We start from the raw sequence: 23,117 nt of genomic DNA, 5'->3' as shown, positions 1-23,117 counted from the left end.
TTAACGAACCTCGACCACGGAGCCCTGCAACCGCTGCAAGGCATCGACCACCGGTTGCGGCAACAATTGGCGCAGGCAGTTGTAGTGGCCGAAACGGCAGGTACGGTCAAAGCAGGGGCTGCAATCGAGGCCCAGGCGAACCACTTCGACCTTGTCGGCCAACGGTGGAGTGAAGCCCGGAGACGTCGAGCCATACACCGCCACCAACGGGCGATTGAGCGCGGCAGCCACATGCATCAGGCCGGAGTCGTTGGACACCACCGAGTCGGCGCACGACAGCAAGTCGATGGCCTCGGCCAGGGACGTGTCGCCACTGAGGTTGACCGCTTCTTCACGCAGGCCGGGGATCAGGCGCTGGCGGATGTCTTCGCCCACCGAGTGATCATTTTTCGAGCCGAACAGCCACACCTGCCAGCCTTCACGGATCTTCATCTCCGCGACCTTGGCGTAATGCTCCGACGGCCAGCGCTTGGACTCGCCAAACTCGGCACCCGGACACAGCGCAAGCACGGGGCGATCGAGGGTCAGGCCGAATTTGGCCAAGGCTGCGTCACGGGTGACCGGGTCAATCTGCAGGCTAGGACGCGGATACGGTGTCGGCAACTCGGCGCCTGGCGCGTAGGCCAGAGCCATGAAACGCTCGATCATCAGCGGGTAGCGGGCCTTGTCCAGCTTGCGCACATCATTGAGCAGGCCGTAGCGAAACTCGCCACGCCAGCCAGTGCGCTTCGGGATACCGGCGAAGAACGGCACCAGCGCCGACTTCATCGAATTGGGCAACAGGATCGCCTGATCGTACTGGCCGGCCAGGGACTTGCCGATACGTCGACGGGTCGCCAGTTCGAGGGCGCCGTGGCCGAGTGGAAAGCTCAGGGCCTGACGCACTTCGGGCATGCGCTCGAGGATCGGCCGGCTCCACTCGGGGGCGAGCACGTCGATTTCGCAGTCGGGATGACGCTGTTTCAGGCACTGGAACAGTGTCTGCGCCATCACCATGTCACCGACCCAACTGGGCCCAACGATCAGAATATTCATGTAGTTTCCACAAACGATACGGGGAGGCTCACGCCTCCCCGCCTCGATAGTCTGTGCGGGAATGGCACAACCCGTTCCCACCTTAAAGTTGTTTCAGCTTAACCCCAGTTCATGCCAGATGCGCTTCACCTGGCGCCGCTCGTCTGCGAACTGGTCACCAGTAACCACCCCAGCCTCGTTCTGCAAGGCCTGGCGGTGAGCGGCGGAACGGTAGGCCTTATACACCTCGCGCAGCAGGTCGGCATCGGCAGCGGGCATCAGCCCGACCTGCTCCAGGCCTTCCAGGATGCGGATATTGTCGGTGTAGCGCAGCAACGATGGATGTTGCGCAGACCACGCCAAAGCCGCGTATTGCACCATAAATTCAATATCGACGATACCTCCGGCGTCCTGCTTGAGATCGAAGGTGGCCGTGGCTTCAAAGGCATTGGCCGCCGTGCCGGCTGCGGTGGACTTGGTCCCCAGGTTGTCACGCATCTTGGCGCGCATCTCGCTGACCTCTTGGCGCAGCTTCGCCAGGTCCTGCTCCCGGCCCAATACTTTGGCCCGTACTTGCTCGAACGCGCGTCCCACATCCTGGCTGCCTACCAACACCCGAGCCCGTACCAGCGCCTGATGTTCCCAGGTCCAGGCTTCGTTTTCCTGGTAGCGGGCAAAGGCGCCCAATGAGCTGACCAACAATCCGGAAGCGCCTGACGGCCGCAGGCGCATGTCCACCTCATACAACTGCCCGGAGTTGGTCTGGGTGGTCAACAGGTGAATGATCCGCTGCCCCAGACGCGTAAAGAACTGCGCGCCATCGATGGGCTTGGCGCCGTCGGTTTCGGCTTGCGGGTCACCGTCATGGATAAACACCAGGTCCAGGTCCGAACCATGCCCCAATTCGATACCGCCGACTTTCCCATAACCGACAATGATGAACCCAGGATCGCACAGGGTACCGTCTACCCGTTGCGGCGAGCCGTGGCGGGCGACGGTCTGGCGCCAGGCCAGGGCCAGCACTTGCTCAAGGATGGCTTCGGCCAGCCAGGTCAGGTAGTCGCTGACTTTCATCAACGGCAGGCTGCCGGCAATTTCCGAGGCCGCCACACGCAGACGGTGAGCCAGTTTGAAGTGACGCAGGGCTTCCATCTGTTGTTCAAGGTCGTCTTCAGGAATCCGCGTCAGGCGCTCGCGCAACTCGGCGGCCAGTTCCGGCGCCTGCGGCGGCTTGAACAGGCGACCTTCGTTAAGCAACTCATCCAACAGCAGTGGGAAACGAGTGATCTGCTCAGCAATCCATGGGCTGGCGGCGCACAAGGTCAGCAGCCGACGCAGGGCATCGGGGTTTTCCGTCAGCAGCACCAGATAGGCCGAGCGCCGGGCCACCGCCTCCACCAGCGGCAAGACACGCTCCAGCACCAGATCGGGGTTGGCATGTTCCACCGCCTGGGCCAGCAAACGCGGAATAAACGCATCCAGTCGCTCACGCCCCAGACGCTGCATGGCCCGCAATTGTGGGCTACTGCGCAGCCCTGCCAAGGCCTTCAAGGCCTTGGGGGCATCGGTGAAACCACCCTCCTGCAATTGGCGGCAAGCGGCTTCCTCATCCTGGGACTCTTCCCACAACGGCAACCACTCACCGCCGACCACCAGTTCGCTTTCTGCGCCTTCCTCTTCATCCGGGTCGGCAATCACCTGGCGGAAATGCCAATCCACGCGGCCGCGCCAGTACATCAGGCGCTCATGGAACGATGCCCAGTCCGGGAAGCCCATCATGAAGGCAATCCGCGCCTGATCTTCGGCGCCACCCGGGAGCATTTGCGTCTGCCGGTCGGCAATCGCCTGGATCGCATGCTCGGTGTAGCGCAGGAATTCGTAGCCGTTGCGCAACTCGGCGATCACCGTCGGCGGCAGATAGCCCTGCCCTTCCAGGGTGCCAAGGACCTTTAACAGCGGACGTTGCTGCAGGCTCAGGTCCCGTCCGCCGTGGATCAACTGGAATGCCTGGGCGATAAACTCCACTTCACGAATGCCGCCCGAGCCTAACTTGATGTTCTCGGCCATGCCCTTGCGTCGCACTTCCTGCTGGATCAACTGCTTCATGGTGCGCAGCGCTTCGATGGCGGAAAAGTCCAGGTAGCGCCGGTAGACGAACGGCCTAAGCATGTCGAGTAACTGTGCACCGGCCACCTGATCGCCGGCCACCACCCGCGCCTTGATCATGGCGTAGCGTTCCCAGTCACGGCCCTGATCCTGGTAGTACTGCTCCAATGCATTGAAGCTGAGCACCAGTGCGCCGGCCGAACCGTAGGGCCGCAGGCGCATGTCGACGCGAAACACAAAACCGTCGACTGTCATTGGGTCTAACGCCTTGATCAGTTTTTGACCAAGACGAATGAAGAACTCCTGGTTATCCAGGGAGCGCTTGACGCCTACGGTTTCGCCGCCTTCGGGGTAGGCAAAGATCAGGTCAATGTCCGAAGACAGGTTCAATTCCACGGCGCCGAGCTTGCCCATGCCGAGGATGACCATCTGCTGCGGCTCGCCGCTGCGACGGCCGGTGGGCGTGCCGAATTGCACGCAATGGCGCGGGTACAGCCATTGATAGGCTTGGTCGATGCAGGCGTCGGCCATATCTGACAGGTCGCGACAGGTCTGAACCAGATCCGCCTGTCGGGTCAGGTCGCGCCAGATGATCCGTACTTGCTGGCGAGTACGCTGGCGACGCAGGACGCGGCCCAGCTCATCTTCTGTTTCCGCTTGTTGCACAGCGGCGGCAATCTGCCCGCACAGCTCATCGGGTGCAAAACCGCGATCCAGTTCACCCCAGGCCACCAACTCAAGCAACATCAAAGGGTCACGAACACTCTGCTCAATGACGAAATCACTGGCGGCGCACACCCGGGCGAAGTCGGCCCAGCGTTGCGGCGTCCACTCAGAAAGGCCATTATCGCCCTCCAACTTGGCCGCCGCGTCACGAAATGACTGCTCGGCCCGCTTGGCAAATGGCAGGAGAACGGCCGGTAGTTCGGCCAGCATTGGAAGGCTCATGGTCTATCCTTGATCGGCGCGTAAATGGCTTGTCGCTGTGAACGCAAGAACCACGCTCGGTGAAGGACTGTCGAACAAAAGTTAGAAATAGCTGAAAATTTATATTTTTTGGCAGGCAACATTAACTCTCTACCTTTTCTTGTTCGCAAAAGATCAACAATAACGATTATGCTCACCAGCCAGACCGAGTCATCAACTCGATCTTGTGTAGTTTTACTACTCGTATATACATTCGAAAGGCTGAAATGGCCGACGATTTGTAGTAAAACTACAGGACGCCGGAGCAACCTCCGGTCATCCAAGAATTTATGTCGTCTGCCCACAAGGCCAGTCGCAAACTCAGGCAACCGATTCTGGTAGCCTTTCCGCCCTGGAGCAAGCCATGCAAGACCTCGATCCCGTCGAAACCCAGGAATGGCTGGACGCCCTGGAATCGGTTCTCGACAAAGAAGGCGAAGACCGTGCTCACTACCTGATGACCCGTATGGGCGAACTCGCGACCCGCAGCGGCTCGCAACTGCCCTACGCCATCACCACGCCGTACCGCAACACCATCCCAGTTACCCACGAAGCACGCATGCCTGGCGACCTGTTCATGGAACGCCGCATTCGCTCGCTGGTACGCTGGAACGCCATGGCGATGGTTATGCGCACGAACTTGAAAGATTCTGACCTGGGCGGTCACATCTCCAGCTTCGCTTCCAGCGCAACCCTGTATGACATCGGCTTCAACTACTTCTTCCAGGCCCCGACCGAAGAACACGGCGGCGACCTGATCTACTTCCAGGGCCACACCTCGCCAGGCGTCTACGCCCGTGCGTTCATGGAAGGCCGCATCACCGAAGAACAAATGAACAACTTCCGCCAGGAAGTCGACGGCCAGGGCCTTTCGTCCTACCCGCACCCTTGGCTGATGCCTGATTTCTGGCAGTTCCCGACCGTGTCCATGGGTCTGGGCCCAATCCAGGCGATCTACCAGGCACGCTTCATGAAGTACCTGGAAGCCCGTGGTTTCATCCCGGAAGGCAAGCAAAAAGTCTGGTGCTTCCTGGGTGACGGCGAGTGCGACGAGCCGGAATCCCTGGGCGCCATCTCCCTGGCCGGCCGCGAGAAGCTGGACAACCTGATCTTCGTCATCAACTGCAACCTGCAGCGCCTCGACGGCCCGGTTCGCGGCAACGGCAAGATCATCCAGGAACTCGAAGGCGTGTTCCGTGGTGCTCAGTGGAACGTAACCAAAGTCATCTGGGGCCGTTTCTGGGACCCACTGCTGGCCAAGGACGTCGACGGCATCCTGCAACGTCGCATGGACGAAGTCATCGACGGCGAGTACCAGAACTACAAAGCCAAAGACGGCGCGTTCGTACGTGAACACTTCTTCAACTCGCCAGAACTCAAGGCGATGGTTGCAGACCTGTCCGACGACGAGATCTGGAAGCTCAACCGTGGTGGTCACGACCCGTACAAGGTCTATGCGGCCTACCACGAAGCGGTCAACCACAAAGAACAACCGACCGTCATCCTGGCCAAGACCATCAAGGGTTATGGCACCGGTGCTGGCGAAGCGAAGAACACGGCGCACAACACCAAGAAAGTCGATGTCGACAGCCTGAAGTTGTTCCGTGATCGCTTCGACATTCCGGTCAAGGACGAAGAGCTGGAAAACCTGCCGTTCTTCAAGCCGGAGCCGAACAGCGCCGAAGCCCGCTACCTCAGCGAGCGTCGCACTGCACTGGGCGGTTTCGTGCCACAGCGCCGCGCCAAGAGCTTCAACATCCCGACTCCGCCACTCGATACCCTCAAGGCTATCCTGGACGGCTCGGGCGACCGTGAAATCTCCACCACCATGGCCTTCGTGCGGATCCTCGCGCAGTTGGTCAAGGACAAGGAAATCGGCTCGCGTATCGTGCCGATCATCCCGGACGAAGCCCGTACCTTCGGTATGGAAGGCATGTTCCGCCAGTTGGGCATCTACTCCTCCGTCGGCCAGCTCTACGAGCCAGTCGATAAAGACCAGGTGATGTTCTACAAGGAAGACAAGAAGGGCCAGATTCTCGAAGAAGGCATCAACGAAGCAGGCGCCATGAGCTCCTTCATCGCTGCCGGTACTTCGTACTCCAGCCACAACCAGCCAATGCTGCCGTTCTACATCTTCTACTCGATGTTCGGTTTCCAGCGTATTGGCGACCTGGCCTGGGCTGCCGGCGACAGCCGTACCCGTGGATTCCTGATCGGCGGCACCGCCGGGCGGACCACGCTGAACGGCGAAGGCCTGCAACACGAAGACGGTCACAGCCACATCCTGGCGGGCACCATCCCGAACTGCCGCACCTTTGATCCAACCTACGGCTATGAGCTGGCGGTGATCATCCAGGACGGCATGAAGAAGATGACCGAACAGCAGCAGGACGTTTTCTACTACATCACCGTGATGAACGAGTCCTACCAGCAGCCAGCCATGCCGGCCGGTGTTGAAGAAGGCATCATCAAGGGCATGTACCTGCTCGAAGAAGACACCAAGGAAGCGGCGCACCACGTACAACTGATGGGCTCCGGCACCATCCTGCGTGAAGTACGTGAAGCGGCGAAGATCCTGCGTGAAGAGTTCAACGTTGGCGCTGACGTGTGGAGCGTTACCAGCTTCAACGAACTGCGCCGCGACGGCCTGGCCGTGGAGCGCAGCAACCGTCTGCACCCAGGTCAGAAGCCTGCGCTGAGCTACGTCGAAGAGTGCCTGACTGGCCGTAAAGGTCCGGTTATCGCCTCCACCGACTACATGAAACTGTTTGCTGAACAAATTCGTCAGTGGGTCCCGTCCAAGGAATTCAAAGTCCTGGGCACCGACGGTTTCGGTCGCAGTGACAGCCGCAAGAAGCTGCGTCACTTCTTCGAAGTCGACCGTCATTTCGTGGTGCTGGCAGCCCTGGAAGCCTTGGCTGACCGTGGTGATATCGAACCTAAGGTGGTGGCCGAGGCTATCGTCAAGTTCGGGATCAACCCGGAAAAACGCAACCCACTGGACTGCTGAGGAAATTTTCTGTGAGCGAACTCATTCGCGTACCTGACATCGGCAGCGGTGAAGGTGAAGTAATTGAACTGTTTGTGAAGGTCGGCGACCGTGTCGAAGCCGACCAGAGCATCCTGACCCTGGAGTCGGACAAGGCGAGCATGGAAATCCCTGCTCCCAAGGCTGGCGTGGTCAAAAGCCTGAAAGTGAAGCTGGGCGATCGCCTGAAAGAAGGCGACGAACTGCTGGAGCTGGAAGTCGAAGGCGCTGCTGCTGAGGCACCTGCGCCAGCCGCTCCTGCTGCTGCTGCACCAGCTCCAGCTCCAGCTGAAAAGCCTGCTGCTGCCGAGGCCCCTGCGGCCCCGGCCGCTGCACCGGCTGCGGCTACTGTTCAGGACATTCATGTTCCGGACATCGGTTCGTCGGGAAAGGCCAAGATCATCGAGTTGCTGGTCAAAGTCGGCGACACCGTCGAAGCCGACCAGTCGCTGATCACCTTGGAGTCCGACAAGGCCAGCATGGAAATCCCATCGCCGGCTGCCGGCGTGGTGGAAAGCATTGCTGTGAAGCTGGAAGACGAAGTCGGCACTGGCGACTTCATCCTCAAGCTGAAGGTTGCGGGCGCTGCGGCCCCTGCTGCCGCAGCTCCTGCCGCCGCCGCTCCAGTTGCCAAAGCTGAGGCTGCTCCGGCCGCCGCGCCTGCGCCTGCTGCAAAAGCTCCGGCCGCACCGGCTCCGGCCGCTGCACCAGTACCAAGCGGTGCCAAGGTTCATGCTGGCCCTGCCGTGCGCCAACTGGCCCGTGAATTCGGCGTCGAGTTGAACGCCGTCACTGCCAGCGGTCCTCACGGTCGTGTGCTCAAGGAAGACGTGCAGGTCTACGTCAAATCCATGATGCAGAAAGCCAAGGAAGCTCCAGCTGCCGGCGCTGCTACCGGTGGTGCGGGCATCCCGCCAATCCCGGTCGTGGACTTCAGCCGCTTCGGCGAAACCGAAGAAGTGCCGATGACCCGCCTGATGCAAATCGGCGCGTCGAGTTTGCACCGCAGCTGGCTGAACATCCCGCACGTGACCCAGTTCGACCAGGCCGACATTACCGACCTGGAAGCTTTCCGCGTTGCGCAGAAAGCCGTCGCCGAGAAGGCTGGCGTGAAACTGACCGTGCTGCCACTGCTGCTCAAAGCCTGCGCGCACCTGCTCAAGGAACTGCCAGACTTCAACAGCTCGCTGGCGCCTAGCGGCAAAGCGATCATCCGCAAGAAGTACGTGAACATCGGCTTCGCAGTCGATACTCCGGACGGTCTGCTGGTGCCTGTGATCAAGAACGTTGATCAGAAGAGCCTGCTGCAGCTTGCCGCTGAAGCTGCTGCACTGGCTGCCAAGGCCCGCGACAAGAAGCTCACGGCTGACGACATGCAGGGCGCCTGCTTCACCATCTCCAGCCTCGGGCACATTGGCGGTACTGGCTTCACGCCAATCGTCAACGCGCCGGAAGTGGCGATCCTCGGTGTATCCAAGGCGACTATCCAGCCTGTGTGGGACGGTAAAGCGTTCCAGCCGAAGCTGATGCTACCGCTGTCGTTGTCTTACGATCACCGTGTGATCAACGGCGCCGCTGCTGCACGCTTCACTCAGCGCCTGAGCAGCTTGTTGAACGACATCCGCACCATCTTGCTGTAAGCCTCAACAGGCCTCCTTTTTCACCGAGAAGGCCTGGTTACATCGATTTCCGAGCGCCACGCTCGTACCTCAACCCCGCCAATTTGGCGGGGCTTTTTTTAGATTTTTTAACCCGCAAATCCCTGTAGCCGCTGCCGAGGTACGAGGCTGCGATGCGGGCCGCAGGACCGCCAGAGAGGGGGCCGCTACGCAGCCCATCGCAGCCTCGTACCTCGGCAGCGGCTACAACCATCCATCACCCCGGCTGCAGAAATCGCCTGCGCGGCCGATAACACACTTATAGCACTTAGCCTTCATCCTCACTTGTCAGCCCGTGCCGCATGATGCAACCTTGCCGCAGGCAACAGTAAAGAGGGCGTGAGCCCAGCGCCGTGCGCATTTTTCCAAGCGAGTTTCCCCATGAAAAGCCAACCCGATGTCGCCCGAACGGCGGCCGAGGTAGTGACGCAATTACCGGTGCCCTCGCGCCTCGGTATGCTGCGTTTCGAACGGCTTAATGAGGCAAGCTGGGCCCTGCTGTACCTAGATCCTAATTGCGAACGCCAGTTCGGCCTGCCTGCGGTAGAGCTGTGTGCCTTGATCGGTTCGCCCTACGCCAGCCTGATGGAACCCCAGGCCCGCTATCAGTTGCATGATGCGATCCAGCAGCAACTGAGCGTCAGCCCCCATTACCTGGTGCGCTACACCTTGCACACCCACGACGGCCCCCTGAGCCTGCTGGAACTGGGTGAAGCCTACAAACAACACAACCGTCACCTGTTGCGCGGCTACCTGATGGTGGTTGACGGCCTGTTCAGCGGGACTGCCCCAGCAGCGCCTGCTGCCGACCTGGAAAACCAGAACAGTCGCCTGCAGATCGCCCTGGAGCTCAACCAGCGCGCACAACAGGAACAGCTACTGCATCTTGAACGCGTGCGCGCCCAACAGGAGCTGATCCTGCTGCTGGCCCGTCAGCGCTACAGCACCAACAATTCGCTGCAAGAAGCCGCCGAGCTGATCACCCGCAGTGCCTGCGACATCTATCAGATCGACTGCGCCAGCATCTGGAACCTGGAAGATCAGCACCTGATACCGATTTCCGCCTACCAGCGCGCCGAGCAGCAACACCACTTGCCAGCGCCTATTGATGCCAGCAACTTCCCGGATTACCTGGAAGCCCTGCACACTAGCCGTGCCATCGACGCCACCAACGCCATGCGCGACCCTCGCACCCGGGAAATGGCCGAAAGTCTGCGGGCCAATAATGTCCACGCGATGCTCGACGCCAGCATCCGCGTCGATGGCCAGGTGGTCGGCGTGTTGTGCCTGGAACAACGGGACAGCACCCGCGCCTGGCAGTCCGATGAAATAGCCTTTGCCGGTGAGCTGGCCGACCAGTTCGCCCAAGTCATCAACAACCACAACCGCCGTACCGCCACCAGCGCCCTGCACTTGTTCCAACGGGCGGTGGAGCAAAGCGCCAACGCCTTTCTGCTGGTCAATTGCGACGGCGTGGTGGAATACGTCAACCCCAGCTTTACCGCGATCACCCAGTACAGCACCGAAGAAGTCCACGGCCACAAGCTGTCGGAGCTGCCGGCCCTGGAGAATCTCAGCGAACTGCTGTTCGACGCGCCGTCGAGCCTGGCCAAGAGCAACAGTTGGCAGGGCGAATTCAAGAGCCGCCGCAAAAACCTCGAACCCTATTGGGGCCAGTTGTCGATCTCCAAGGTCTATGGCGACAACCGCGAGCTGACCCACTACATCGGTATCTACGAAGACATCACTCAGACCAAACTGGCCCAGCAACGCATCGAGCGCCTGGCCTACACCGACAACCTGACCAACCTGGGCAACCGCCCCGCGTTCATCCGCAACCTCGATGAGCGTTTTGCCCGGGACAGCGATACCCCTATCAGCCTGCTGCTGGTGGACATCGACAACTTCAAGCGGATCAACGACAGCCTCGGCCACCAGACCGGTGACAAGCTGCTGATCAGCCTGGCCCGGCGCTTGCGCAACAGCCTGAGCAGCAGTGGCAGCCTGGCGCGCTTCGCCAGTAACGAGTTCGCGGTGCTGCTGGACGACACCGACCTGGAGACCGGCCAGCAGGTCGCCAGCCAGCTGTTGATGACCCTCGACAAGCCGATGTTCGTCGATAACCAACTGATCAGTGTCACCGGCTCCGTGGGCCTGGCCTGCGCGCCGCTGCATGGGCGCGACCCGCAAACCCTGATGCGCAACGCAGGTCTGGCGCTGCACAAGGCCAAGGCCAACGGCAAGCACCAGGTCCAGGTGTTTACCGAAGCGCTGAACGCCGAAGCCAGTTACAAACTGTTCGTCGAGAACAACCTGCGTCGCGCCCTGACCCAGAACGAACTGGACGTGTTCTACCAGCCCAAATTGTGCCTGCGCAGCGGCCGATTGCTGGGCATGGAAGCGCTGCTACGCTGGAACCACCCGGAAAAAGGCATGATCCGCCCGGACCAGTTCATCAGCGTGGCCGAAGAAACCGGCCTGATCATTCCCATCGGCAAATGGATCGCCCGCCAGGCCTGTCGCATGAGCAAACAGCTGAGCGCCGCCGGCATGGGCAATCTGCAGGTGGCGATCAACCTGTCGCCCAAGCAGTTTTCCGACCCGGACCTGGTGGCTTCGATTGCCACCATCCTCAAGGAAGAACAGCTCCCGGCCAATCTGCTGGAACTGGAGCTGACCGAAGGCCTGCTGCTGGAAGCCACCGAAGACACCCGGCTGCAGCTGGACCAGTTGAAGAGTTTCGGCCTGACCCTGGCCATGGATGACTTCGGCACTGGCTACTCGTCGCTCAGCTACTTGAAAAAATTCCCCATCGACATCATCAAGATCGATCGCAGCTTCATCCATGAGATCCCGGACAACCAGGACGACATGGAAATCACTTCGGCAGTGATCGCCATGGCTCACAACCTCAAGCTCAAGGTAGTCGCCGAAGGAATCGAGACGGCTGAGCAATTGGCCTTTCTGCGTCGCCATCGCTGCGACGTCGGCCAGGGCTACCTGTTCGACCGCCCCATTCCGGGCTCCGAGCTGCTTGAGAAGCTTAAACGCTATCCGCGCGGGCCAATCGCCTGACATCGCTGTAACACTCGGGCACACTGGCTGTCTGAATTCTTACCGATAACTAATCTGACTGAGAGGACTGATCATGGTCTTGCGCTCGGAAATTCTGGTGAACAAAAACGTGCTTCCTACTGCAGAACAAGCTTTGCCTGGCCGTGAAACTCCGATGAACTTGCCGCAGACACACTTCGTCAATGGCAACCCGCTGCTGGGCCCTTTCCTCGACGACGTAGGGTTCGCGATCTTTGGCCTGGGTTGTTTCTGGGGCGCGGAGCGCAAATTCTGGCAGCGCGATGGCGTCGTCAGCACGGTGGTCGGTTATGCCGGTGGCTTCACGCCGAACCCGACCTATGAAGAAGTCTGCTCGGGCCTGACCGGCCACGGCGAAGTGGTGCTGGTTGTCTACGACCAAGCCAAGATCAAGTACGAAGACCTGCTGAAAATGTTCTGGGAACTGCACAACCCAACCCAGGGCATGCGCCAGGGCAATGACATTGGCAGCCAGTATCGCTCAGTGATCTATGCCACCACGCCAGAGCAGTTGGCCGCGGCGCAAGCCAGTGCACAGGCCTATCAGGAAGAACTGACCAAGGCCGGCCTGGGCAGCATCACCACGGAAATCGAAGAGGCCCCGACGGTTTACTTCGCCGAGGCGTATCACCAGCAATACCTGGCGAAGAATCCGCAGGGGTATTGCGGGATTGGCGGGACAGGCGTGACCTGCCCGATCTGACGCCAAACGCATCGCTGGCAAGTCGAATCGTCGCACCGCCGGCTCCCACATGAGACCCCGATCAAATGTGGGAGCGGGCTTGTGTGGGAGCGGGCTTGCTCGCGAATGCGTAGTGTCAGCCACCGAATAAATCGACTGACCCACCGCTTTCGCGAGCAAGCCCGCTCCCACAGGGGTTCTGCGCTTATCTTGAGACCTGATTATTCAGCGATCAACCAATCCATCTGCCACCCGCCCTGGGTCTGGCCAAGCTGCTTGGACAGCCACGGCAGCAGTTCACGCAATTCTTCCTCAAGCCCCCACGGCGGATTGGCAATCGCCAGGCCCGAGCCATTCAGGCTGTTGGGCGTATCCAACGGATGCACCAGCAATTCCACCCGCAACAACTTCGGCGCACCAGTGCCGGCCAAGTCCTGGTAGAAGCGGCGCAACATGCGCTGGTCCTTGACCGGGTACCAGATAGCGGCCACCGTCTGGCGCATGCGGCTGACAGCTTCCTTGAGCGACGCGGCGCAGCGCTGCATCTCGTCGAGTTTTTCGAACGGCGGATCGATCAACATCAGCGCCCGCTTTTCCGGCACCGGCAGCAAGGCCCGTGGCACGTGCCAACCCTCGCCCAGATGCACTTTTACCCGACGGTCGCCCTTCATGTTGTCCTTGAGCAGCACGCCGTCTTCCGGGTGTTTCTCGTTCAGCAACACACGGTCCTGGGGACGGGTCAGGCGTCGTGCCCACTCAGGCGAGCCGGGGTAGTAGCGCAATTGGCCATCCGGGTTCATCTCGTGCAGTACGCGCATATAATCAGCCGTCAGCGGCGGCAGGTCGGTTTGCCCCCACAGCCGGGCGATGCCTTCCAGGTATTCACCGGTGCGGTTGGCCTGGTCACCCTGGAGGTCATACAGACCAATCCCGGCGTGAGTGTCGAGATAGGCAAACGGCTGCTCCTTACGCGACATCAAGGCGATGAGGCGGGTCAAGGTCAGGTGTTTGAAGACATCGGCGTGGTTGCCGGCGTGAAAGGCGTGACGATAATTCATGATTGCTCCTGCGCAGGAGGCGAAGTTTACCTTTTACACAGGCAAAGGTGCAGGGCCGTGGTCAGAAGGCTTGCCCAGCTCTGAGGTCAGGTAGGCCGCCAGCGCCTGATGGCCTTCATTTGGCCCGCGCACGAAGTAGGCGACCTTGTGCCTCAAAGTCGTGAGTGCAAAGGCGCTGTGCAGATCCGACCGTTGCTCCTCCAGCCATTGCAGCAGGTTGTCGACAAGCGTGACCGTCGACTGCTCCTCCAGGCGCTTGAGAACCGGCTCAGGCACCTTCCACCATGGGCTGTTGCGCGCGACCCCGACCACGGCTCCCGCCACCTCATGAGGCTGACCATTGATCCAGTAGCGCCGAAACACGGGGATCACTTCCCCCGCCTGAGGCCCGAGCGCCTGCAGGACTGGCAGCAGATAGGCCCCGTCCCAGAAACGGAAAAACACCGCTTGCCCCTCGGGCAGAAGAACCTTGGTCAGGCCGCGTAAATGCTCGATAACTGTTTGCAAAGGACAGGTCGAGACGGCCAGCCATCCCCAGTCATCGCCCTCACATTCAGCCACCCAGTCGAGAAAAGCGCTATCGACAGCCACTACGGCGACATAAGGCATCACCTCTTGCCAGCCCGCGTACTCGCTGCCGGCCCAGATGGGGCTGGGTGATCCTCCACCGGTCTGGCGCCAGGCCGCCAAAGCTTCGCAATCACTGGTGCTGCCCACTACTGCAAACAACTGCTCATCGAGCCGCAAGGGTTCGCGTTCAAGCCACTCATGCAGGCAAGTCATCGTGAACCTCCGGCCAACAACGGCCCACTGTGCTGCAAGTTGTTGCACACGCCCTCCTTGCAACGCTCGCATTCTTCACAGAAGGGCGCGCTGCGCTTGAGGCTGAAAATTTGCGCCACGCTCAACGGCACCAGCCGCGTTTGCGGCCCCGCAAGCGATGAAGTCGACACCGTCTTGGGCGCACCGCCAATCTGAATAGGCGTGCTGCAAAAAATCCCGGCGCCAGAAATGTTGATCCATTGCCCACCCGCCTGCAGGGTCACACTGGCGCCGGCCTCCACGACAACCTGCTGCCCGGCGCTGAAGCTGACCTGCTGGCCCGCTTGCAAAGAGTGGTTGCCATGGATGATGTGTTGCTCCTCGCCGCCCACTTCTACCCGGCGCAGGTTGCCCACTTGCAGGCGCTGATCGTGCAGCACATGTTGGGTCCAGTCGCGCTGGGCGCGCAGGTAGATTTCCTCGGCATCCTTGCGGTCCTCGATGCGCAGTTCGTTGTAGCCGCCACCGCCGGGACTGCTCTGGCTGCGCAAGATGCTGCGGGTTTTGTCTGCTGGCAGGTCAAGGGGCAGCGGCGTCGCCGCATTGGCCAGGCAGCCGACCACCACCGGAAGGTCGGCATCGCCGTTGACGAAACCAACCAACACCTCCATGCCGACACGCGGGATCATGGCCGCGCCGTAGTGTTCGTGGGCCCAGCCACTGGTAACACGCAGCCAGCAACTGGAATGATCGTTGTATTCCCCAAGGCGATCCCAGGCCAACTGCACCTTGACCCGCCCGAACTCGTCGCAATGAATTTCACTGTCCACGGGCCCGGTAACCACTGCGTTCTGATACCCACCCATCAGTGGGCGGGGTGCTGGCAAAGGCGCTCGAAACACTACGTCCCAGGGTGTCGCAACGAAATGGTTGCGATAACCCTGGCGAAAACCCTCATCGCTCGCTTCGGTAACAGCCTCCTCCAGCACCTGCGGTTGCTTGCCTTCGTGGATCACCTGGGTCACCAGCCACAAGTCATTCCACTCCTCTCTTGGATGCCCTGCCAGCGTGAGGAATTGCCCGCTCACCAGCGCCGGCTGATCACTGCTGCCGTGGGCCTGCCGGTAGTCGCTTCGATGACGCTCCAAGGCGCGCTGTGCCAAGTGTTTGCCATGAGGGCGGTCCGTGAAGTGACCGGGGTAGTCATGCCCTTCCAGGGATGGCAACTGCTCACCGTGGACCGCACTTTCCAGTTGCAGGCCTGGTTTGCGGAAATCGTAATCCCGCAGGTTCACCCCGGTAGTGCGAGTCTCCAGGCGCACCGTAAAACGCTTGATCACCGGCGTCTCAGGGACCATCCCGGAACCGGGCGCATAATCGGTGGGTTGATCAACCCGGACGAAACCCGTCTGGTCATCGCCAAACACCAGTCGATGGCCGTCAGCGCTGTGCTGGAAGTGATAGTGAATACCCAGCTCGGCACTCAGCCGCTGGATAAACGCCAGGTCCGTCTCATCGAACTGTACGCAGTACTCACGCTTGGGGTATTCGCTGCCCAGTCGGAACTCGAAGGCATCCCCCTGGATCCCCTGCGCCTCCAGCACCTGGGCGATGATCTGCGGGACGCTCTTGTGCTGGAAAATACGCTGATGGCTACTGTGTTGCAGATACGCCAATTGCGGCACCAGGCTGATCTGATATCGGGTCAAGCGCCCTCCAGAGTCGCCTTGGGCCACCCGATAAACCTGGCCGTGAATCCCACGGCCTCGAGCATCAAACCCAAGGAATGCCTGGCGGTGAAGCAAGCTTTCCAGGTCCAGGTCAGGTTGCTCGCTGACCAGTTCCAGGTCAAAACGGTAAGGCTGGCTGATGGCCTCGTTGCCGCAGAACTCAAGGACCTTGAGTTCACTGGGCACACCCTCGAGGCTCAGGGTGAAAGCACTTTGATTGGCAGGAGCGAACATCCGGTGTTTCTCTGCAAGTGGTGGGCGATCGATTCTGCACCAGCGTTTTATCGAGCTGAACGCGCCGCAGGCAAATCAGTAAATCCCTACGCGAACGGGTCGTTTATCTTCAAATACCCAGCGTCGAACCTACGTCAGCGTCGTGTTAGCGTAATCGTCATCAATCTCGCCACAACAATGGAAAACAATATGGCCAACCGCTACGCAAAAATCACCCTGACCCTTGCGCTGGCGGCGTTCGCCGCGCTAGTCGCCTTCAACAACATGACTGACTACGGCTCCAACTTCGCCTTCGTCAAACACGTGTTAAGCATGGACACCCTCTTTCCCGACAACGCCGCCTTGTACCGGTCGATCACCACGCCGTGGCTGTGGCACGCCGCGTATTGGCTGATTATCGCCGGCGAAACCCTGACCGCCGTGCTCCTGGCCCGTGGCGCGCTGGCCTTGTGGCGAGCCCGGCATGCCACTGCCGGTGAGTTCAACCAGGCTAAAAAATACGCCACCGTCGGCCTCACCCTCGGTTTCGTGGTGTGGTTCTTCGGCTTCATGGTGATTGGCGGCGAGTGGTTTCTGATGTGGCAATCCCATCAGTGGAATGGCCAAGAGGCGGCCTTCAAGTTTTATATGGCCATTTTGGGAGTGCTGATTTTTCTCAATCAACCGGACGTTGATCGCGACTGAATCGCCGCGCAAAAAAAACGGCCCGTCATCCAAAGGATGCGGGCCGTTTTCAGTTCAGCAGGCCATCAGGGCCCCGCTGATTATTTGTTGAGATTGTAGTCTGCCTCAGCGGCATCAAAACGCTCGACCATGCCGGCAGTCGGTGCGCCAAACTTGCTCACGAAGTAGATCGCCAGGCTGGCAAAGATAAAGCCCGGGATGATTTCGTACAGGCCCAGCAGGCTGAAGTGCTTCCAAACGATCACGGTGATTGCACCCACCAGGATGCCGGCGAGTGCACCGTTGCGGGTCATGCCTTTCCACATGACCGAGATCAGTACCACAGGCCCAAAGGCGGCGCCGAAACCGGCCCAGGCGTAGCTCACAAGTCCCAGTACGCGGTTTTCCGGGTTAGCCGCCATGGCGATGGCGATCAAGGCAACCAGCAGCACCATGGCACGACCGACCCACACCAGCTCAATCTGGGAGGCATTCTTGCGCAGGAAGGTTTTGTAGAAGTCTTCGGTCAGGGCGCTGGAGCACACCAGCAACTGGCAGCTCAAGGTACTCATCACTGCCGCCAGGATCGCCGACAGCAACACACCAGCAATCCATGGGTTGAACAGCAGTTTGGCCAGTTCGATGAACACACGCTCGTGGTTCTCAGTCACGGGACCGGCGACTTCCGGGTGCGCCGAGAAGTAGGCGATGCCGAAGAAGCCCACTGCCACGGTGCCGCCCAGGCACAGGATCATCCAGGTCATGGAAATGCGACGTGCCTTGGCAATCGACTTCACCGAATCCGCCGCCATGAAACGCGCGAGGATGTGCGGTTGGCCGAAGTAACCCAAGCCCCAACCCATCAGCGAGATGATGCCGATGAAGCTGGTGTTTTTCAGCATGTTGAAGTTGTCGGGGTTCTTCGCTTCGATCGCCAGGAAGGTCGTGTCGATGCCGCCGGTGGCCAGCAACACGATGATTGGGGTCAGGATCAGGGCGAAGATCATCAGCGTGGCTTGCACGGTGTCGGTCCAGCTCACCGCCAGGAAACCACCGACGAAGGTGTAGGCAATGGTCGCCGCAGCACCGGCCCACAGCGCGGTCTCGTAGGACATGCCGAAAGTGCTTTCAAACAAACGGGCACCGGCCACGATGCCGGAGGCGCAGTAGATGGTGAAGAACACCAGGATCACCACCGCAGAGATAATCCGCAGCAGGCCGCTTTTGTCTTCAAAACGGCTGGAGAAGTAATCCGGCAGGGTCAGGGCGTCGCCGTTGTGCTCGGTCTGCACCCGCAGGCGACCGGCCACGAACAGCCAGTTGAGGTAAGCACCGACGATCAGGCCGATGGCGATCCAGCTTTCCGAGAGGCCGGACATGTAGATCGCGCCCGGCAAGCCCATCAACAACCAGCCGCTCATGTCAGAGGCGCCGGCCGAAAGCGCAGTAACCACGCTGCCGAGGCTGCGACCGCCAAGAATGTAATCGGAAAGGTTGTTGGTGGAGCGATAGGCCATGAAGCCGATCAGCACCATTGCCGCGATGTAGATCACAAACGTGATCAGGGTGGGATTGCTTACGCTCATTGAGTTACGCCCTGGCTTTGTTTTTATGTAGCAGCGGTCTGTCAGGACGGCCACCCACTAATGGGAAGACGAAGCTGAATGCCGCGCATTTATGACTGACGTTTCCCCAGGAAAGCCATCAGCCGATGAACCGAACCGGTAGAGGTGGTTGCACCTTGGTGCGCGAATGCTATTCAACAAAGCAAATAAGGTGCAACCAGTTTCTTGAGATTAAGTTGCACCTAGGTGTGTTTTTCGGAAAACAGCCTGTTTTTGCTCCTTTTCGGAGCAAAAACAGCAAAACTCAGAAGCAAATGCACCGACACGAAGCCGAATCGGTCGAGGGGAATTTTTTTCCTGATGAGCTGCGTTCTTTTCCGGCAAAAAAAGGGTTGCACCCGGTTGCACCTCTTCAAGCGCAAAGCTAATCTTGCCGCCAGCTGATGCCACGCAGTCGTGGCACCCATGAGGATAAAAATATGGCTACGACCACCCTTGGGGTCAAACTCGATGACCCGACCCGCGAACGCCTCAAGGCGGCCGCGACCTCCATTGATCGCACGCCGCACTGGTTGATCAAGCAGGCAATTTTCAATTACCTGGAGAAACTCGAGGGTGGTGCAACCCTGAACGAGCTCAACGGCTCGAGCAGCAAGGACGCAGAGGATGCCGGCGAGGTTCAGAGCGACCATGCCCATCAGTGCTTCCTGGAGTTCGCCGAGAGCATCCTCCCGCAATCGGTCCTGCGCGCTTCGATCACCGCCGCTTACCGTCGCCCTGAGCCGGAAGTGGTGCCGATGCTGATCGAGCAGGCTCGCCTGCCAGCACAAATGGCCGAAGCCACCAATAAGCTGGCCGCCTCGATTGCCGAAAAACTGCGCAACCAGAAGAGCGCCGGCGGCCGTGCCGGTATCGTCCAGGGCCTGCTGCAAGAGTTTTCCCTGTCGTCCCAGGAAGGCGTGGCACTGATGTGCCTGGCCGAAGCGCTGCTGCGTATCCCGGATAAAGGCACCCGTGATGCACTGATCCGCGACAAGATCAGCACCGGCAACTGGCAGCCACACCTGGGCAACAGCCCGTCGCTGTTCGTCAACGCCGCCACGTGGGGCTTGCTGCTGACCGGCAAACTGGTCGCGACCCACAACGAAGCCGGCCTGACGTCGTCCCTGAGCCGCATCATCGGCAAAAGCGGCGAGCCGATGATCCGCAAGGGCGTCGACATGGCCATGCGCCTGATGGGCGAGCAGTTCGTCACCGGCGAAACCATCGCCGAAGCCCTGGCCAACGCCAGCAAGTTCGAAGCCAAAGGCTTTCGCTACTCCTACGACATGCTCGGTGAAGCCGCCCTTACCGAACACGATGCCCAGAAATACCTGGCCTCGTACGAACAAGCCATCCACTCGATTGGCAAAGCCTCCCACGGCCGTGGGATTTATGAAGGCCCGGGCATTTCCATCAAGCTCTCGGCCCTACACCCGCGTTACAGCCGTGCCCAGTACGAGCGCGTCATGGACGAGCTGTACCCGCGCCTGCTGTCCCTGACCCTGCTGGCCAAGCAATACGATATCGGCCTGAACATCGACGCTGAAGAAGCCGATCGCCTGGAGCTGTCACTGGATCTGCTGGAACGCCTGTGCTTCGAGCCGCAGCTGACCGGCTGGAACGGCATTGGTTTCGTGATCCAGGCTTACCAGAAGCGTTGTCCGTATGTGATCGACTATGTGATCGACCTGGCGCGCCGCAGCCGTCACCGCCTGATGATCCGCTTGGTAAAAGGCGCGTACTGGGACAGCGAAATCAAGCGCGCCCAAGTCGACGGCCTGGAGGGCTACCCGGTCTACACCCGCAAGGTGTACACCGACGTTTCCTACATTGCCTGCGCACGCAAGCTGCTGGCAGTGCCGGAAGTTATTTACCCGCAGTTCGCCACGCACAACGCCCATACGCTGTCGGCGATTTACCATATCGCCGGTCAGAACTATTACCCCGGCCAGTACGAGTTCCAATGCCTGCATGGCATGGGCGAACCGCTGTACGAACAGGTTGTAGGCAAGGTTTCCGAAGGCAAGCTGAACCGACCGTGCCGCGTGTACGCACCGGTGGGCACTCACGAAACCCTGCTGGCTTACCTGGTGCGTCGCCTGCTGGAAAACGGTGCGAACACCTCGTTCGTCAACCAGATCGCCGATCAGTCCATCTCGATCCAGGCACTGGTGGCCGACCCCGTGGCCAGCATAGAGCAGATGGCCACGCTGGAAGGCGGCTTCGGCCTGCCGCACCCACGTATCCCGCTGCCTCGCGACCTGTATGGCAGCGAGCGCGCTAACTCCGCCGGTATCGACCTGGCCAACGAACACCGGTTGGCGTCGCTGTCCTGCGCCCTGCTGGCTACCGCGCATAACAGCTGGAAAGCCGCGCCGATGCTCGGCTGCCCGTCGAGCAATGAAGCGGCTGCGCCGGTGCTGAACCCGTCCGATAATCGTGACGTGGTCGGCCATGTCCAGGAAGCCACCGTCGAAGACGTCGACAACGCTATCCAGTGCGCCCTGAAAGCCGCACCGATCTGGCAGGCCACTCCGCCCGCCGAACGCGCCGCAATCCTTGAACGCGCAGCTGACTTGATGGAAGGCGAGATCCAGCCACTGATGGGCCTGCTGGCCCGTGAAGCCGGCAAGACCTTCGCTAACGCCATCGCCGAAGTGCGTGAAGCCGTGGACTTCCTGCGTTACTACGCGGTGCAGGCCCGCCACGATTTCACCAACGACGCCCACCGCCCACTGGGTCCGGTGGTGTGTATCAGCCCGTGGAACTTCCCGCTGGCGATTTTCAGCGGCCAGGTCGCTGCTGCATTGGCCGCCGGCAACCCGGTACTGGCCAAGCCGGCAGAGCAAACTCCACTGGTGGCTGCCCAGGCCGTGCGTCTGCTGCTGGAAGCAGGGATTCCTGAAGGCGTCCTGCAACTGCTGCCAGGCCAAGGCGAAACCGTCGGTGCCCGACTGGTGGGTGATGATCGCGTCAAAGGAGTGATGTTCACCGGCTCCACCGAAGTCGCTCGCCTGCTGCAACGCAATGTCGCGGGTCGCCTGGATGCCCAAGGTCGTCCCATTCCACTGATCGCCGAAACCGGTGGCCAGAACGCGATGATCGTCGACTCCTCGGCGCTGACCGAACAAGTGGTCATCGACGTCGTGTCCTCGGCCTTCGACAGTGCCGGTCAACGCTGCTCGGCGTTGCGCGTGCTGTGCTTGCAGGAAGATTCGGCAGATCGTGTGATCGAAATGCTCAAAGGCGCCATGGCTGAATGCCGTCTCGGCAACCCTGAGCGCCTGTCCGTGGACATCGGCCCGGTGATCGACGCCGAAGCCAAGGCTGGCATCGAGAAACACATCCAGGCCATGCGCGACAAAGGCCGCAACGTGTATCAGGTCGCCATTGCTGATAGCGAAGAGATCAAGCGCGGCACATTCGTGATGCCAACCTTGATTGAACTGGAAAGCTTCGACGAGCTGCAACGCGAGATCTTCGGCCCCGTACTGCACGTGGTGCGCTACAAGCGCAAAGAGATTGACCAGCTCATCGGCCAGATCAACGCCTCCGGCTACGGCCTGACACTGGGCGTGCACACCCGTATCGACGAGACCATCGCCAAGGTGATCGACAACGTCCATGCCGGTAACGTCTACGTCAACCGCAACATCGTGGGTGCCGTGGTCGGCGTGCAACCATTCGGCGGCGAAGGCTTGTCGGGTACCGGCCCGAAAGCCGGTGGCCCGCTGTACCTGTACCGCTTGCTGTCGACTCGTCCTACCGATGCGATCGAGCAATCCTTCGTTCGCGGCGACGCATTGACCGCACCGGATGTACGCCTGCGGGATGCCATGAGCAAACCACTGACCGCCCTGCAAGCCTGGGCCGACAGCAGCAAACTCAGCGACTTGAGCGCACTGTGCGTGCAGTTCGCCGCGCAGTCTCAAAGCGGTATCACCCGCCAACTAGCCGGACCAACTGGCGAGCGCAACAGCTACGCCATCTTGCCCCGCGAGCACGTGCTGTGCCTGGCGGAAGTGGAAGGCGACCTGCTGACCCAACTGGCAGCGGTACTGGCCGTGGGCAGTTCGGCGGTGTGGCCGGAATCTGAATTGACCAAGGCACTGTTCGTACGTCTGCCGAAGGATGTTCAGGCGAAGATCAAGCGCGTTGCCGACTGGACCAAGGATGAGGCGATCTTCGACGCAGTCCTGCATCACGGCGATTCTGACCAACTGCGTGCTGTCTGCCAGCAAGTGGCCCAGCGGGGCGGGGCGATTGTCGGGGTGCATGGCTTGTCGCAAGGTGAAACCGGGATTGCCCTGGAGCGCCTGGTGATCGAGCGGGCATTGAGCGTCAACACCGCTGCGGCGGGCGGTAATGCCAGCCTGATGACCATCGGTTAAACCCACTACACCGATGTCATGAGGCATCTGTTGTGGCGAGCGGGCTTGCCCGCGTTGGAGTGCGAAGCACTCCCAAAACCAGTCACCGAGACTTATCTGAAAGAACTCGGTGACTTTACTGGGGC

General features: G+C 60.4%; 12 protein-coding genes. 6 read left to right on the top strand and 6 right to left on the bottom strand.

Features of this window, described 5'->3' with window-relative positions; all coding sequences use genetic code 11:
• Together waaF and glnE are read right to left on the bottom strand one after the other, a co-directional pair.
• Positions 1–1,035, bottom strand: a complete 1,035-nt coding sequence (waaF, locus tag HKK55_RS28055; protein ID WP_169357554.1) for a lipopolysaccharide heptosyltransferase II — start codon at positions 1,033–1,035, stop codon at positions 1–3.
• A gap of 93 nt (positions 1,036–1,128) precedes the next feature.
• Positions 1,129–4,068, bottom strand: coding sequence for a bifunctional [glutamate--ammonia ligase]-adenylyl-L-tyrosine phosphorylase/[glutamate--ammonia-ligase] adenylyltransferase (gene glnE / locus HKK55_RS28050; RefSeq protein WP_169357553.1), 2,940 nt, complete (start codon positions 4,066–4,068; stop codon positions 1,129–1,131).
• 382 nt (positions 4,069–4,450) lie between these two features.
• Between glnE and aceE the strand changes: the two genes are divergently transcribed.
• The 4 genes from aceE to msrA all read left to right on the top strand — a co-directional run bounded on the left by aceE (position 4,451) and on the right by msrA (position 12,568).
• On the top strand, positions 4,451–7,096 hold the full coding sequence (gene aceE / locus HKK55_RS28045; RefSeq protein ID WP_169357552.1) for a pyruvate dehydrogenase (acetyl-transferring), homodimeric type: 2,646 nt from the start codon (positions 4,451–4,453) through the stop codon (positions 7,094–7,096).
• Positions 7,097–7,107: 11 nt separating this feature from the next.
• Positions 7,108–8,754 (top strand): dihydrolipoyllysine-residue acetyltransferase, encoded by a 1,647-nt coding sequence (aceF, locus tag HKK55_RS28040; RefSeq protein WP_169357551.1) that lies wholly within the window; start codon positions 7,108–7,110, stop codon positions 8,752–8,754.
• Between the two features lie 399 nt (positions 8,755–9,153).
• A complete protein-coding gene (locus tag HKK55_RS28035) occupies positions 9,154–11,847 on the top strand; it encodes a bifunctional diguanylate cyclase/phosphodiesterase (protein ID WP_169357550.1) in 2,694 nt (897 codons plus the stop codon).
• A 73-nt stretch (positions 11,848–11,920) separates the two neighbouring features.
• Entirely contained in the window at positions 11,921–12,568 is a 648-nt protein-coding gene (msrA, locus tag HKK55_RS28030) for a peptide-methionine (S)-S-oxide reductase MsrA (RefSeq protein WP_169357549.1), read from the top strand.
• A gap of 200 nt (positions 12,569–12,768) precedes the next feature.
• Here the strand turns inward: msrA and HKK55_RS28025 are convergent, their stop codons facing one another.
• From HKK55_RS28025 to tssI, 3 genes are read right to left on the bottom strand one after another with little or no spacing between them, the layout of a single operon-like run.
• Positions 12,769–13,605, bottom strand: coding sequence for a 23S rRNA (adenine(2030)-N(6))-methyltransferase RlmJ (locus tag HKK55_RS28025; protein WP_169357548.1), 837 nt, complete (start codon positions 13,603–13,605; stop codon positions 12,769–12,771).
• Between the two features lie 33 nt (positions 13,606–13,638).
• Positions 13,639–14,388 (bottom strand): DUF4123 domain-containing protein, encoded by a 750-nt coding sequence (locus HKK55_RS28020; protein ID WP_169357547.1) that lies wholly within the window; start codon positions 14,386–14,388, stop codon positions 13,639–13,641.
• Complete coding sequence (gene tssI, locus HKK55_RS28015) at positions 14,385–16,331, bottom strand: type VI secretion system tip protein TssI/VgrG (RefSeq protein WP_169357546.1); 1,947 nt, start codon at positions 16,329–16,331, stop codon at positions 14,385–14,387. The genes HKK55_RS28020 and tssI overlap by 4 nt, the downstream gene beginning before the upstream one ends.
• Before the next feature lie 189 nt (positions 16,332–16,520).
• Between tssI and HKK55_RS28010 the strand changes: the two genes are divergently transcribed.
• Positions 16,521–17,015 (top strand): DUF2165 family protein, encoded by a 495-nt coding sequence (locus HKK55_RS28010; protein ID WP_169357545.1) that lies wholly within the window; start codon positions 16,521–16,523, stop codon positions 17,013–17,015.
• Positions 17,016–17,095: 80 nt separating this feature from the next.
• Here the strand turns inward: HKK55_RS28010 and putP are convergent, their stop codons facing one another.
• Positions 17,096–18,580 carry a sodium/proline symporter PutP gene (putP, locus tag HKK55_RS28005; protein ID WP_169357544.1) on the bottom strand — a complete coding sequence of 495 codons (1,485 nt, stop codon included), beginning with the start codon at positions 18,578–18,580 and terminating at the stop codon, positions 17,096–17,098.
• A gap of 458 nt (positions 18,581–19,038) precedes the next feature.
• Between putP and putA the strand changes: the two genes are divergently transcribed.
• The gene (gene putA / locus HKK55_RS28000) at positions 19,039–22,992 is read left to right on the top strand and encodes a trifunctional transcriptional regulator/proline dehydrogenase/L-glutamate gamma-semialdehyde dehydrogenase (RefSeq protein ID WP_169357543.1); all 3,954 of its coding nucleotides are present in this window, start codon (positions 19,039–19,041) and stop codon (positions 22,990–22,992) included.
• The last annotated feature ends 125 nt before the right edge of the window (positions 22,993–23,117 follow it).

Origin of the sequence: Pseudomonas sp. ADAK18, from assembly GCF_012935695.1 — a bacterium.
In the GTDB taxonomy this organism is placed as follows: Bacteria; Pseudomonadota; Gammaproteobacteria; order Pseudomonadales; family Pseudomonadaceae; genus Aquipseudomonas.
Note: the sequence above shows the minus strand (reverse complement) of the source record. Positions and strands in the feature narration are given on the sequence as shown.

Excerpts from the sequence above, each read along its gene's own strand:
- waaF (WP_169357554.1), bottom strand. The coding sequence starts at position 1,035 with ATGAATATTCTGATCGTTGGGCCCAGTTGGGTCGGTGACATGGTGATG.
- glnE (WP_169357553.1), bottom strand. The coding sequence starts at position 4,068 with ATGAGCCTTCCAATGCTGGCCGAACTACCGGCCGTTCTCCTGCCATTT.
- aceE (WP_169357552.1), top strand. The coding sequence starts at position 4,451 with ATGCAAGACCTCGATCCCGTCGAAACCCAGGAATGGCTGGACGCCCTG.
- HKK55_RS28035 (WP_169357550.1), top strand. The coding sequence starts at position 9,154 with ATGAAAAGCCAACCCGATGTCGCCCGAACGGCGGCCGAGGTAGTGACG.
- msrA (WP_169357549.1), top strand. The coding sequence starts at position 11,921 with ATGGTCTTGCGCTCGGAAATTCTGGTGAACAAAAACGTGCTTCCTACT.
- HKK55_RS28025 (WP_169357548.1), bottom strand. The coding sequence starts at position 13,605 with ATGAATTATCGTCACGCCTTTCACGCCGGCAACCACGCCGATGTCTTC.
- HKK55_RS28020 (WP_169357547.1), bottom strand. The coding sequence starts at position 14,388 with ATGACTTGCCTGCATGAGTGGCTTGAACGCGAACCCTTGCGGCTCGAT.
- tssI (WP_169357546.1), bottom strand. The coding sequence starts at position 16,331 with ATGTTCGCTCCTGCCAATCAAAGTGCTTTCACCCTGAGCCTCGAGGGT.
- HKK55_RS28010 (WP_169357545.1), top strand. The coding sequence starts at position 16,521 with ATGGCCAACCGCTACGCAAAAATCACCCTGACCCTTGCGCTGGCGGCG.
- putP (WP_169357544.1), bottom strand. The coding sequence starts at position 18,580 with ATGAGCGTAAGCAATCCCACCCTGATCACGTTTGTGATCTACATCGCG.
- putA (WP_169357543.1), top strand. The coding sequence starts at position 19,039 with ATGGCTACGACCACCCTTGGGGTCAAACTCGATGACCCGACCCGCGAA.